Origin of the sequence: Pseudomonas fluorescens, assembly GCF_902497625.1 — a bacterium.
Lineage (GTDB): Bacteria > Pseudomonadota > Gammaproteobacteria > Pseudomonadales > Pseudomonadaceae > Aquipseudomonas > Aquipseudomonas fluorescens_BQ.
The window spans coordinates 39,464-53,658 of sequence record NZ_CABVGX010000023.1 but is presented as its reverse complement, the minus strand read 5'-3'; the positions used below and the strand labels follow the sequence as shown (position 1 = coordinate 53,658).

Annotated in this window: 8 protein-coding genes and 4 pseudogenes; 11 read left to right on the top strand and 1 reads right to left on the bottom strand. The window is 57.2% G+C overall.

Annotation, left to right across the window (positions count from 1 at the left end; genetic code table 11):
* Window positions 1-141: 141 nt before the first annotated feature.
* The 9 genes and pseudogenes from F8N12_RS15585 to rarD form a co-directional block, all read left to right on the top strand.
* Window positions 142-402: pseudogene (locus tag F8N12_RS15585) on the top strand (transcriptional regulator); the annotation flags it as partial.
* Window positions 395-652, top strand: a pseudogene (locus tag F8N12_RS15580) (AP endonuclease); the annotation flags it as partial. The pseudogenes F8N12_RS15585 and F8N12_RS15580, both read left to right, overlap by 8 nt.
* Window positions 645-1,727 carry a sugar kinase gene (locus F8N12_RS15575; protein WP_150581225.1) on the top strand — a complete coding sequence of 361 codons (1,083 nt, stop codon included), beginning with the start codon at window positions 645-647 and terminating at the stop codon, window positions 1,725-1,727. The pseudogene F8N12_RS15580 and the gene F8N12_RS15575, both read left to right, overlap by 8 nt.
* 44 nt (window positions 1,728-1,771) lie before the next feature.
* Window positions 1,772-2,911: pseudogene (locus tag F8N12_RS15570) on the top strand (MFS transporter); the annotation flags it as partial.
* A 975-nt stretch (window positions 2,912-3,886) separates the two neighbouring features.
* On the top strand, window positions 3,887-4,438 hold the full coding sequence (locus F8N12_RS15565; RefSeq protein ID WP_150581224.1) for a fimbrial protein: 552 nt from the start codon (window positions 3,887-3,889) through the stop codon (window positions 4,436-4,438).
* 91 nt (window positions 4,439-4,529) lie between these two features.
* Window positions 4,530-5,285, top strand: a complete 756-nt coding sequence (locus F8N12_RS15560) for a molecular chaperone (RefSeq protein ID WP_150581223.1) — start codon at window positions 4,530-4,532, stop codon at window positions 5,283-5,285.
* 36 nt (window positions 5,286-5,321) lie between these two features.
* Window positions 5,322-7,834, top strand: a pseudogene (locus F8N12_RS15555) (fimbria/pilus outer membrane usher protein).
* A gap of 72 nt (window positions 7,835-7,906) precedes the next feature.
* Window positions 7,907-9,001, top strand: a complete 1,095-nt coding sequence (locus F8N12_RS15550; protein WP_191623171.1) for a fimbrial protein — start codon at window positions 7,907-7,909, stop codon at window positions 8,999-9,001.
* 466 nt (window positions 9,002-9,467) lie between these two features.
* Entirely contained in the window at window positions 9,468-10,349 is an 882-nt protein-coding gene (rarD, locus tag F8N12_RS15545) for an EamA family transporter RarD (RefSeq protein ID WP_150581221.1), read from the top strand.
* 61 nt (window positions 10,350-10,410) lie between these two features.
* Here the strand turns inward: rarD and hppD are convergent, their stop codons facing one another.
* Window positions 10,411-11,487, bottom strand: coding sequence for a 4-hydroxyphenylpyruvate dioxygenase (gene hppD / locus F8N12_RS15540; protein ID WP_150581220.1), 1,077 nt, complete (start codon window positions 11,485-11,487; stop codon window positions 10,411-10,413).
* A 424-nt stretch (window positions 11,488-11,911) separates the two neighbouring features.
* Here hppD and F8N12_RS15535 point away from each other — a divergent pair, with 424 nt between their 5' ends.
* Together F8N12_RS15535 and F8N12_RS15530 are read left to right on the top strand one after the other, a co-directional pair.
* Window positions 11,912-13,447 carry an EAL domain-containing protein gene (locus F8N12_RS15535; RefSeq protein ID WP_150581219.1) on the top strand — a complete coding sequence of 512 codons (1,536 nt, stop codon included), beginning with the start codon at window positions 11,912-11,914 and terminating at the stop codon, window positions 13,445-13,447.
* A gap of 234 nt (window positions 13,448-13,681) precedes the next feature.
* Window positions 13,682-14,047, top strand: a complete 366-nt coding sequence (locus F8N12_RS15530; RefSeq protein ID WP_150581218.1) for a histone-like nucleoid-structuring protein, MvaT/MvaU family — start codon at window positions 13,682-13,684, stop codon at window positions 14,045-14,047.
* Window positions 14,048-14,195: the final 148 nt, after the last annotated feature.

Genomic DNA, 14,195 nt, shown 5'->3' with positions numbered 1-14,195 from the left:
CGGGCTGGACAGGTGGTGTTACATCCTTTCGGCCTTGGTGTAAAACCGGATTCGCGCGGGGTCGGACTGCGTGGAGGCGGCAGTTCGCGCGTGGACCTCGATCGTATAATCAGTCGCCGCGATCAAACCCGTCAGTGTGTATTGTCCGACGCGATTGCCTTGCGCATCGAGCAGTCGATTGCCGAATTGGGCTATCGCCCGAACCAGATGGCTCGCGGTCTGAAACGTGGCAGGACCCGCCTGATCGGCATGCTGGTCGCCGACATCCGTAACCCTTATTCGATTGCCGTGATGCACGGTGTGGAAACCGCCTGTCGTCAGCACGGTTACAGCCTTGTGGTATGCAACACTGATCGCGATGACGAGCAGGAACGCCAGCACCTCGCCTTGCTGCGCTCGTATACTGGGACGGCATGTTGGTTACGTGCACTGTAAAGCGGTACAGCGTCGCGCCGACGGCAAACTGGTTGCGACACCGCCGGCCGCGAGCGATTTGCGTGAGTGGGAGCAACTGCTGCGGCACATGCCGCAAGGCGTGATGCGCGCTGCGGAATATCCGCTGCAGGGCGACGACCTGGTGCAACTGACGACTGAGCATGTCGCCACCCTGGCTTGCCTTGGCCAAACCCGACTGGAGCCTGCTGATGTCTGAGATCGATATCCTCTCGTTCGGCGAAACCATGGCGATGTTCGTTGCCGATTACAACGGCGATCTGGCCCACGTCGACCACTTCCACAAGCGTATCGCCGGGGCGGACAGCAACGTCGCCATTGGCCTTTCGCGCCTGGGTTTCAACGTGACGTGGCTGAGTCGGGTCGGCGACGACTCCCTCGGCCGTTTTGTAATGGACACACTGCAAAAGGAAGGCGTGGATTGCAGCCATGTCACCATCGACCCGGCACACCCGACTGGCTTCCAGATGAAATCCCGCGCCGAGGATGGCAGCGATCCGCTGGTTGAATATTTCCGGCGCGGGTCAGCGGCGAGCCATTTGTCAGCGCAGTCGATCATGCCCGAGCTACTCAGGGCTCGGCATTTGCATGCCACGGGCATTCCGCCGGCGCTGTCCGCGACAGCTCGGGAAATGTCCTTTGAATTGATGACGCGCATGCGTGAGGCCGGGCGCAGCGTTTCTTTCGATCCCAACCTGCGACCGGGCCTGTGGGCCTGTACGCAGCAAATGATCACCGAGGTAAACCGTCTCGCCGTCCTCGCCCACTGGGTGCTGCCGGGTTTGAGCGAAGGACAATTGCTGACCGGTTTCGACGACCCCGCCGACATTGCCGCGTTTTATCTGGACAAGGGCGCCGAAGCCGTGGCGATCAAGCTTGGCCCGCATGGCGCTTATTACCGGACTCAGCTGGACGCCGGGTTTGTGGCCGGCGTGGCGGTGGAAACGGTGGTGGACACTGTCGGTGCCGGCGATGGGTTTGCGGTCGGAATGATCAGCGCATTGCTGGAAAATCTCAGCTTTGCAGACGCCGTCAAACGTGCCAACTGGATCGGCAGCCGGGCGGTGCAGAGTCGTGGGGATATGGAGGGGTTGCCGACCCGGGCGCAGATGTCTGTCGAATTCGAGTCCGCCATCGCGAGCAGGCTCGCTCCCACAGTGGATTTGCGCTGTTCTCACCGCCCATGTCCCACAGGAGATCTGCAGAGCCTGGACAATCCCTGTGGGAGTGAGCCTGCTCGCGATGAGGCCCGCCCGGTCACTGAAGATTTTTAACCGTTACCTGCTGCGACAAAAACAACAAGCTCAGGAGCACCCTTATGAAAACTGCAACACTTGCCGCCCGCCGCTGGTGGTACATCATGCCCATCGTGTTCATCACCTACAGCCTGGCGTATCTGGATCGCGCCAACTACGGTTTCGCCGCCGCGTCGGGCATGGCGGCCGACCTGATGATCACTCCGGGCATGTCTTCATTGCTCGGCGCGCTGTTCTTCCTTGGTTACTTTTTCTTCCAGGTACCCGGTGCGATCTATGCGCAAAGGCACAGCGTGAAGAAGCTGATTTTCGTCAGCCTGATTCTCTGGGGCGGCCTCGCGACATTGACCGGCGTGGTCTCCAGCGCCTATTGGCTGATCGTCATCCGTTTCATGCTCGGCGTGGTCGAAGCCGCGGTGATGCCGGCGATGCTGGTCTACCTCTGCCACTGGTTCACCCGTGCCGAACGCTCGCGGGCCAACACCTTCCTGATCCTCGGCAACCCGGTAACCATGCTCTGGATGTCGGTGGTTTCTGGCTACCTGGTGCAGCATTACAGCTGGCGCTGGATGTTCATCATCGAAGGTTTGCCGGCGGTGTTCTGGGCGTTCATCTGGTGGCGCCTGGCGGATGATCGTCCATCGCAGGCGAAGTGGCTGAGCGAAGAGGAAAAGCATGACCTGGAAAGCGCCCTCGCCGCCGAACAGGTTGGCATGAAAGCGGTGAAGAATTACGCCGAAGCGTTTCGCTCGCCAAAGGTGATCATTCTGGCGTTGCAGTTCTTCTGCTGGAGCATCGGCGTCTACGGCTTCGTGCTGTGGCTGCCATCGATCCTCAAGGCCGGCGCGCAGATGGACATGGTCGAAGCGGGCTGGCTGTCGGCCCTGCCCTATCTGGCTGCGGTGATCGCGATGCTGCTGGTGTCGTGGGGCTCGGACAAACTGCAAAAACGTAAGCGCTTTGTCTGGCCGCCGCTGCTGATCGCCTCGATCGCGTTCTACGGCTCCTACGCCCTCGGTGCCGAACATTTCTGGTGGTCCTACACCTTGCTGGTGATTGCCGGTGCCTGCATGTACGCGCCTTACGGACCGTTCTTCGCCATCGTGCCGGAGATTCTTCCGGCCAACGTTGCCGGTGGCGCAATGGCCTTGATCAACAGCATGGGCGCACTCGGGTCGTTCGGCGGCTCGTATCTGGTCGGCTAGGGTATGCCATCGGTTTTGCTATTGCCGCTGTTGTGGCGATCGGGATGGCAGTCCCCACAGGCGGTGCTTCTATATCCTGGGTAGCGGTCGGCATTGCCGTAGTTACAACCGCATTCGCAGGCGTCGGTATAGCAGGTGTTTTTTATGAAAATTCAATGCTCACGAACATCGGCATGATAGGGACGGCCGTCGTGGGCGCTTTGACACTTGCGCGCTTTGGCAGAAACAAAGTAACCGCCAGACTCGAGAAGTCGAGAAACAAAAAAGCGGAAATCCAAAATTCAGACATCCCGGACGCACAGGGGACATCCAATTCGGCGGTGCCATCCGCGAACCCGGTCACGACTGCCCCCCGTCCAGGCTTCGACAACACGGATGCGATAGCATCAAACACCCGACCAAGCGGTGCCACAGCACTTGCTTATGACGGAGGCGATGTCCAACCACCACCTCGTAGAGATTACGCAGGTCGCACTGATACGCTCGGGGACTCAGCTACGAAACAAGTTAAGTATAAAGGCGATTCAGCCCCCCCCCAACCGCCCCACCACAACCAGTTGGGAGGCACGTGGGCGAGAAAATCACGAGCCAGGACGCAGGCTGAAGCGGATAGAAAAGCCGCCGAAGGTGCTCCGGTACATAATTACGAGATGAGACCGGCTGCTGGAGGAATAAGTTACTAATAAGCATTAACCCAAGTGCAAACCCGTTGCGGTTTGCACTTGGCTTTCTCCGTTGATAAATGTCGACACCGTCAGACCTTCAACACTTCTCGCAACACTCCCGCGTAGAATCTCAAACAACAAACTCTAATTGAGAGTTCTCTCATATCTCCGCTTTTTTCTCCCCTATAGCATCTCCTCCCGTCGCGACACCACACTTAACCAAATGAAGCTCGCCTGTTGCAGCAGACTACCTGCATCGTCTCGACCATTAACGCCAGGCACTGCTTACTTGAAAAGGAATTAAATTTTGAAAACGTCGCAACTTGCACTTTGCCTCGGCCTGGCTGCCAGCCTTGCAGGCACTTCGGCATTCGCCACTACCGGCACTGTTAATTTCGAGGGCTCGATCACTGCCAGCACTTGCCCGATCGAAGTCATCAACCCGGGAGATAATTTGGTTGGCATGCCGGTAAAAATGGGCAGCGTTTCAGCCGCTCGCTTCATCGCCATAGGCCATGAGGAACTGGGCGCCCAGTTCGGCTTGCGCATATCGGGAGCTCCAGGCTGCGGCATAACCGCTACCAGTAAGGCAAAAGTCACATTCAATGGCTTCCCCGACCCTACAGACGCTGATTATTTCCAGGTCACACCCGGCGCCCAAGGCGCCAAAGGCGTCGCTATCGCGATCAAGGACACAAGCGGCACTGCAATTGCCCCCGGCGGCACCTCAGTTGAATACAAGCTGAACGAAACTGGCCATTCCGACCTGTTATTCAACGCACTGTACCGCTCGACAGAGGCAATGGTCACTCAGGGAACTGCTTCAGCAGCAGTGCAGTTCAGCGTCGACATCTACTGACACCTGATTCTGCCCCCCTTGGCCATAAACGATCAAGGGGGCTCTACCCGCTATTCAACACGCCCTTTACTCCTGAAAAGGCACCAACCCTATGTTCGCTTTATTCAAGCAGACGGCAATCTCGACGCCTACGTTCAGCGCCAGAATGATTGCGACCATGCTGGCGTTGGGCATGTCCAGCAGCCAGGCAGCCTTGACCCTCAATGGCACTCGCGTGGTACTAGACAGTGATAAGCGCAACGCATCTTTGGTAGTCACCAACCCCGGCAACCAGACATTCGCCGTGCAAACCTGGGTTAACACGGCTGATGATGATGCCGCCACTGCGGTGCCATTTATTTCTTCGCCATCGTTGTTCCGGCTCAATCCAGGCAAAGAACAACAAGTGCGGATTAATGGTCTGCCGAACGATCTGCCAACTGATCGGGAATCACTATTTTATTTCAATGTTCAAGAAATTCCGCAGGCAACTGTCAGCGAAGGCAATGTACTGAACATTGCACTACGCACACGGATAAAGATGTTTTATCGCCCCAGCGAAATCAAGGATAAACCGCTCGCGCGCTTGAAAGACTTGCAGTGGACAGTCACGAGCATTCAAGGCGAAGTTAAATTGGAAGTTTACAACCCTACCCCGTTCCACGTGTCGTTTATCACCATTGCTGTCAAAGACGATCGCGACAAACAGGTCATTGAAAACGCTGGAATGGTCGCCCCGTTATCCCGTCATACCTTTGCACTGAAGGGCACCCATCCCAAACCTGGCCTGCAAGTTGAGTTTTCAGTCATCAACGATTACGGCGGTTATTCCGCTCCGCTGAGCCTGCCCATTCAGATCGCCCCTTGAGAAGTGCCTACTGAGTTCACGGCCAGGATCATGACCATGCCCCTATCTTACGGGCGCCTGCGAGCGCCTGACCGCCTGCATCTTATCCGTCTGTTTGTGCTGGGCGTCAGCAGCGCTTCTATCGCCGAAGCGGGCGCCTCACAACCTACAGCAGCTTTACAATTTCAATCCGGCTTCCTGCGTCAGAGCCCGGGACATGCCAGTAATGCCGGCGATCTGGCTCTGAACGCCCTTGCTCGGCAGAACGACCTGGGCGCCGGGATTTACCGAGTGGACATCAAGGTCAACCAGGCTTACTTCGATCAGCGTGAAATCGAGTTTGTCCTCAGCCCGCAGGGCGACCGCCTGTTGCCTTGCTTTTCGGCCGAGCTGTTGGGACAGATGGGTGTGCGGCTCGACACTCTGGCCGAACCTGGATTGTTGCAAACGCGTTGTGTAGACCTGTTGGCGCTGATCCCGAGCGCCGAAGTCGATTTCGACGGCGCTCAGTTGTCACTGGCCGTTGCAATCCCTCAGATCGCCATGCGCCGTGATGCGGCCGGCCGTATCGATCCCGAACGCTGGGACCACGGCATCAATGCTGCATTTGTCAGTTACCAGGCGTCAGCGCAGCAAGGTACCAGCCGTTATCGTCATCGGACAAACTCGGACGACCTGTACCTCAACAGCGGTATCAATCTGGGGGCTTGGCGTTTACGCAGTAACCAGTCGCTGCGCCGGAACGACCAGGGTGACCGCGAATGGAGCCGCGCTTATACCTACGCTCAGCGGGATTTGCCCGGCGCCTATGGCAACCTGACGCTAGGTGAAACCTTCACCAGAGGTGACGTATTCAGGAGCGTGCCTATAAAGGGGCTGGTGGTTGGTTCGGACCTGGGCATGCTGCCCGACGTCATGCAAGGGTATGCGCCGGTCATCCGTGGCGTGGCGCAAACACGCGCCAAACTTGAAATTCTGCAGAGCGGCTATCCGATCTACTCCACTTATGTCAGCCCCGGCCCCTACGAAATTGACGATCTCAGCATCCTCGGGGGCAGTGGCGAACTGGAAATCGTGTTGACCGAAGCTGACGGGCAGGTCCGGCGGTTTACTCAGTCCTATGCAACCCTCAGCAACTGTTGCGCAAGGGTGTCTGGCGCTACAGCGGCGCCATGGGTCGCTACAACGGCGCCGATGATCTCGACGAACCGCTGCTCTGGCAGGGCACCCTGGCCATGGGAACGGTCTGGGATTCGACACTCTATGGAGGTCTGATGGCCAGCCATTTCTACCAGGCGGGAACTGTCGGGGTCTCCCGCGACCTGGGTTTATTGGGTGCGTTGGCCGTAGACGTCACCCATTCCGGCGCCGATATCAATACGCAGAATTCACAGCACGTCCAGGGTGTGAGTTATGCCTTGAAATACGGCAAGACTTTTGCGTCCAGCACCAATCTGCGTTTCGCCGGTTATCGATATTCCACGGAAGGTTATCGGGACTTCGACGAGGCCGTACGTCAACGCAGTCACAGTACGACCTGGTACGGTAGCCGACGCAGCCGGCTGGAGGCGTCTATCTCTCAAAAGCTCAGCACTCGCAGTTCTCTCAGCCTGAGTCTTGCGCAGCAGGACTATTGGCAACATGACAACAAGGAGCGCCAGTTCCAACTTAACTTCAACACCTATCATCAGGGAGTGAACTACAGCTTATTCGCTACGCAGTCACTGAGTGATACTCGCGACCCGGGTCGTCAGATCGGTCTGAGCATTAGCCTGCCTCTGGAATTCGGTCATTCAACCAACGTAACTTTTGACCTTCAGAAAGTCGGCGAGGGTTACAGCCAACGCGCAAGTCTGGGCGGCAGTGCCGATGCAAGCCGGATCAGTTACCGCGCATCCCTGAGCAACGATGATGGCCGTCAACAGTCTGCGGCGCTTTCGGTTGGCTATCAGGCAGCGTTTGGCAGCCTCGGCGGTGGGCTTACCCAGGGTAACGACTATCGCACCCTTTCAGTCAACGCCAGCGGCGCAATGCTGATGCACGCGGACGGTATCGAACTGGGCCCTTACCTGGGCGAAACCGCAGCGTTGGTTGAGGTCCCGGGTATTGCCGGCGTCGGAGTCCTGAATGCCACAGGCGTTAGAACCAACTCACAGGGTTACGCGCTGGTGCCTTACCTGAGGCCCTACAGACTCAATCACATGGTGCTGCAAACCGATGAGCTAGGACCCGAAGTGGAAATCGATAACGGCACGGCCCAGCTCGTACCGCGGCGCGGCGCGGTGGTTAAAGCGACTTTCCCCGCTCGCATCGTCACGCGAATGCTCCTGACCACGCGCTCCGCCAGCGGCCTGCCCCTCCCGTTCGGGGCACAGGTCAGCGATAGCGAAGGTGCCGTCATCGGCGTTGTCGGCCAGGCAGGCCAGGTCCTCCTGTCTACAAGCGCCGAACCGAAAACTCTGGACGTGCGCTGGGGTGACCAGGTCGAGCCGCAATGCCAACTGCATATCGACCCACTGGCCATGGAGCAACCACAGGGCTATCGACTGCAAACACTGACCTGTGGCTAGCCCCACATCATGCCCCCAGGGTTCAAAGGTAACCGGTCTCGCCCACGTTCCGGCCCAATCAGGAAAATCAACATGCAATTATCGACACGACGGCTGACCGGAGCGCTGGCACTGGTTTGCAGTAGCCAGTTCCTGCCCGCTATCGCCGTAGCCAATACGTGCGATCGGATAACAGGATCTGGCCCCCTATCCTTCACACTGAACATGAACACCATCTTTGTTCCTCGGGATGCTCCCGTGGGTAGCGTGATAGGTATGGAAAGACAGTTTCTTCGCCCGCCGAACAATGAGGGCTCGTCCATTCGATGCTCCAACGATGGCGGCACTCGGCTGATATCCAACGTCTTGACCAGAGCGGGGTTTTTTCCGGGACTACTGCCTGCAAATACCGCGTTGAACGCCCCCCAGTCGATCATGAACACCAATATTCCCGGCGTAGGCGTGACGATAACCCTGGGTTTCCCTTTCGATGACTCGGCAACTAATGCTTTCGTCCCGGATACCGGAAATGCCACGGTGCCTTTCTCAGCTCACCACGAAAGGCCGATGGGCACGACGAATTTGAATTTTTCACGACTGGAAAGCTGGATCACTTTAGTAAAAACCGGCGATATTCCAGCCGGTCCTCAGGACCTGAACGTGTCGGAGATATTCAATGGCACCTTTACCGGCATTCCCGGCAAGGCATTCGGCGCAGGACTGGTCGGCACCGTAGTCCAGGCGCATTGCGGCACCTACAGAGTGAGCGACGACCCCGTGCGTCTGGGTAGCTGGAACATGTCTGACTTTACCGGCCCGGGGTACACCACAACCCCTACACCTTTCCACATCACCCTCAGTTCCTGTGTGGCGGATGGTACCGACAAGAATATCGCCAACGCTCACATTCGCTTCGAAGGCAGCGGCGGATCGGTGCCGATTACTCCGCCGATTACCGGCGTCTTCAGCCTGACGCCAGGTTCTGCCGCCAAAGGCATTGGCATTCAAATACTTCGCGATGACGGGAGCACCCCCGTGGCGCTCGACACCGAAGTGCCGATGGGGGCAATTGGAGCCAGGGATACCGTTCTGGCTTTCAATGCACGCTTCTATCAGATCGGGCCCAGTCGGGACCTCCGTCCAGGTGACGCCAAAGGTACGTTGAACTTCACGCTCACGTATAAGTAGCTGATACCCGGCCCCATTACCACGACCGAGGACGAGCGTTTACTGACTCGCTGGTGGCTGGGGCATGCGTCGACATCCGGGCTCAACGATGGCAACCCCTTGTTTCCGGCAGAGAGCGGGCAATAATCGAGGGGACACCCCGCAACGGATTTGACCAGCAACGGTGGGAACGCGGCTCGCCCGCGATGGCATCAACGCGGTGTGATTGATGCACCGCGGTGCCTGCATCGCGCGCAAGCCACGTTCCCACAAGGTTTGACGGCGATGAACCCACCGTGCATCGACTATGATCTCCTGTCGAGTTGAGCGGCGGCGGGCCAGTTGCCATCGTCGGTACCGGCTCACCGGCTCCGCTGGCAAGTCAGATCGTGCAATGATTGGATCGATGTTGATTGATGAGTCAATATTGAGTTCGAAAACCACGTATCCTCCGCCCCCGTTTCACCTTTGACTTCGCGAGGACAGTTTGTCTAAAGGTATTGCTCTATCGGTGTCAGCCTCGGTGCTGTTTGCCGTCATGTACTACTACACCTCCCTGCTCACGCCGCTGAGCGGTGTAGAAATTTTTGGCTGGCGAATGCTCCTGACAGTGCCCTGCATGACGGTGTTCATGCTGGTGTCCGGCGAATGGGAACGGGTGGTCGAGATTGTCAGGCATGTGAGTGCCAAACCGAAACTGAGCGCTGGTCTGATCGCTTCTTCTGCTCTGCTCGGTGTGCAACTCTGGCTGTTCATGTGGGCGCCGCTCAACGGCTACAGCCTTGATGTATCGCTGGGTTATTTCCTGTTGCCGCTGACCATGGTCCTGACCGGACGCTTCGCCTACGGCGAGCGCCTGTCGTACCTGCAGAAGATCGCGGTATTTCTCGCCTGCCTCGGTGTCATCAACGAGATTTACCAGGTCGGTGGGTTCTCATGGGCGACGCTGCTGGTGTGCGTCGGTTATCCCGCCTATTTCATCCTGCGCAAACGCCTGGCGACGGACAATCTGGGCGGCTTATGGCTGGACATGGCCCTGACGCTGCCCGTCGCGTTCTGGTTCGTGCAGACCGGCGAGCAAGGTTTTGCGGTGTTCGATCAATACCCATGGCTGTCACTGCTGATCCCGCTGCTGGGTGTCATCAGTGCCTCGGCGCTGGTGATTTACATCATCGCCAGCCGGCTGTTGCCGTTCAGCCTGTTCGGCCTGCTGAGCTACGTCGAACCGGTGTTGTTGCTGTGCGTGGCGCTCTTGCTCGGGGAAAGCATCAAGGCGGGCGAATGGCTGACCTACATCCCGATCTGGATGGCCGTGCTGGTGCTGGTGTTCGAGGGGTTCAAGCACCTGATGCGACAGCGGCGACCGTAAACGCCACACAAAAACAATGTGGGAGCTAGCCTCGCTCCCACATTCTTATCGCTACACCGGCTCAGTCGGTGGAAAGCACACCTCGACGAACCTGGTCCCGCTCGATCGACTCGAACAGGGCCTTGAAGTTGCCTTCGCCGAACCCATCGTCGCCTTTGCGCTGAATGAATTCGAAGAACACCGGCCCCATCAGGGTTTCCGAGAAGATTTGCAACAGCAGACGACGATCGCCCGACTCCGAAGAACCATCCAGCAGGATGCCGCGCGATTGCAGTTCGTCAACCGGCTCGCCGTGATTCGGCAGACGGCCTTCGAGCATTTCGTAGTAAGTATCCGGCGGCGCGGTCATGAAACGCATACCGATGCTTTTCAGGTGGTCCCAGGTTTTCACCAGATCATCGGCGAGGAAGGCCACGTGTTGAATGCCCTCGCCGTTGAACTGCATCAGGAACTCTTCGATCTGCCCCGCGCCTTTTGAAGACTCTTCGTTCAACGGGATGCGAATCATGCCGTCCGGCGCGGTCATCGCTTTGGAGGTCAGGCCGGTATATTCGCCTTTGATGTCGAAGTAGCGGATCTCACGGAAGTTGAACAACTTCTCGTAGAAATTCGCCCAATACGCCATGCGCCCGCGATAGACGTTGTGGGTCAGGTGATCGATGATTTTCAGCCCTGCACCCACCGGGTTGCGGTCAACGCCTTCGAGGTAAACGAAGTCGATATCGTAAATCGAGCTGCCCTCACCGAAACGGTCGATCAGGTAAAGCGGCGCTCCGCCAATGCCTTTGATCGCCGGCAGGTGCAGCTCCATCGGACCGGTTTCAATGTGGATCGGCTGAGCGCCAAGTTCCAGCGCACGTTTGTAAGCCTGCTGCGAATCCTTGACGCGAAACGCCATGCCGCACACCGACGGACCGTGCTCGGCGGCGAAGTACGAAGCGACGCTATTGGGTTCGTTGTTGAGAATCAGATTGATCGCGCCCTGACGATACAGGTGCACGGCTTTGGAGCGGTGGGTCGCGACTTTGGTGAAGCCCATGATCTCAAAGATCGGCTCCAGCGTGTTTGGGGTTGGCGATGCGAATTCGATGAATTCAAAGCCCATCAGGCCCATCGGGTTTTCGTATAAATCTGCCATGGTTTGGCGCCTCATCATTGTCTTGTCATTAACGGATCGTTATTGGCGAGGAATGCTGAGACCGGCCGGTGGCGCACAGGAGATGCCCCGCACGCTGCGGGCGAGGAAGTCACCGTAGATCAATTGAAACCCGAAACTCTTCATTGTCGACCCAAGGCTGATGCGGGCGAGGCTTCTGCTGGCAGAAGACGATTATTCTTATATGCGTAACCGGATTCTACACAGCGTAAATGGATTTGTCCGTCTTCTATATGAAATCCATTATTGCGTGGCCAGCGCAAGGCGTCCTCACACCGGATAATTCACGATGGAAGCGGCGCAGACCACTCAGGCCAACTATCATGGCCTGCTGATCGAACTTTTTGTGCGGCACGCCTTAGCTGCCTGCATTTGAGAGCCCTCTATTTCGCCACAGGTTTTGCAAATGCCATTGAGCGTTAAATCCCGCCGCAACCGCAGCGCGCGCATCGTCATCACTGTCATGAGCGGCCTGATCCCTATGGCACTCGGGGTCGCCATCCTTTACATGCAAGCTCAGCGTACTCTCCAACAAAGCACCGAGCACACCGCTGAAGGGGCCGTTCGTCAATTTGAATTGATGCTCGATAATACCGCTCAGGCGGCGCGGGAATTACTGCCGCTGGCTGGCCAGCGTTGCGAAGAGGTGAAACTCGCCCTGCGCGAGCAGGTAACTCGCCGGCCATTCGTGCGCTCGACCAATCTGGTGTGGGACAACGACCTTTATTGCAGCTCGCTGTTCGGTGACTATCAAGAGCCGGTCAACGCCGGTGATTACACAGAGGGCAAGTTATGGCTGATGAACGGCAACCCGGTCACGCCCAATACGTCCCTGCTGGTGTATCGGCTGAGCGAAGGCAAACAGGGCGCATTGACTACACTGGATGGCTATCACCTGAGCAATGTCCTGCGATTGATTGGCCGCACGACTTCCCTGCTGTTGCAGATCGGTCCGAACTGGCTGTCTGCCGACGGCAAGGTGCACAGCGACGCCCTCCCCGATCTGCCGGTGGCCGAAAGCAAACTCACCTCCTCGCGTTATGCCTTCACCGTGGTGGCCGGTTTTCCCGAAGGCGAAACATGGCGCTACATGAGCAGCGAGTATCCGCCGCTGTTCAGCTTGTTGATGTTCTTCGGCATCGTGTCCGGGTCGATTGGGCACTTCCTGCAAAAGCGCTCCACGTCTCCCAGCCACGAAATGCAGCGCGCCCTGGAAGCCGCGGAATTCATTCCATATTTCCAACCGGTGGTGCGTGGCGACAGCAAACAGTGGTCAGGAGCCGAGGTGCTGATGCGCTGGGATCACCCGAGCGAAGGCCTGGTGCGACCGGACCTGTTTATTCCGTTTGCCGAACACTCCGGCCTTATCGTACCGATGACCCGCTCATTGATGCAGCAAACGGCGCGCATCCTCGCCCCGGCGCAGGCTTTATTCAACGGACCGTTTCATGTGGGCATCAATATCACCGCCAGCCATTGCAAGGACCTGGAACTGGTCAGCGATTGCCGGGCATTCCTTGCTGCATTCGAGCCCGGCGCGATCATCCTGGTGCTGGAACTGACCGAGCGCGAACTCATCGAGCCGACCGCTATCACTCATGAGCTGTTCGAGCGCCTTCACGAACTGGGCGTCATGATTGCCATTGATGACTTCGGCACCGGCCACTCCAGCCTTGGCTATTTGCGCGAGTTCAACGTGGATTTTCTGAAGATTGACCAAAGTTTCGTGGCCATGATCGGCGCCGACGCGCTCTCAGGGCATATTCTGGAGACCATCATTGAGCTATCGGCCAAGCTCGATCTCGGCATCGTCGCAGAAGGTGTAGAGACCCAGGCGCAAAGTGCGTACCTCACAGCCCATGGCGTTAACTTTCTGCAAGGTTATCTGTATGGACGTCCGATGTCCGGTGCGGATTTCATTAGCGCATTAAGTAATCATTAACACCAAGTATATGGCGTGGCAACAACGACTCACCAAAGCAAAATCAATCACAACACTACACTTGTTACATGCAGAAAAGATCGATATTTACTCTTTGCTGATTAACTACTACAATTTTTGGTGTCCGCCGTAAATGGCGGACGAGCCATATATCACCGGGTCGCGTCAAGGCTGTCGACTTATAGCTTTGTTGGCGGTTGGTATCAGCCCAAACACACTATTGGAGTAAAGATATTGTCCAGACTCGCTGAATTTCGTGCAGCTGAAAAGGCCCTTCAAGAGCAGCTCAAGCAGCTGGAATCCCTGAAGAACGATGCCGGGCTCAAGAAAGAAATCGAATTTGAAGAAAAGCTTCAGGGACTGATGAAGACCTATGGCAAGAACCTGCGCGACATCGTTGCCATTCTCGACCCCAACCCGACCAAGTCGGGATTGCTGCAGACTGCCGCGCCGAAAACCCGCCGCGCGCGGGTGGTCAAGGTTTATCAGAACCCGCATACCGGAGAGCTGATAGAAACCAAGGGCGGCAATCATCGAGGCCTCAAAGCCTGGAAAGAAAAATACGGCGCTTCTACCGTAGATTCGTGGTTGCGTGGTTGAACCTCTTCAGTTACTCAGAAGAGCCCTGTTCATTACAGGGCTTTATTTGTGAACATCTTGCATAGGCGGCCAACTGCCTCGAATTCATGAAATGCGTAGGAACTTGCAAGACGTTCAGAAAATCAAGAGCGTACTGATTAGTGGACAC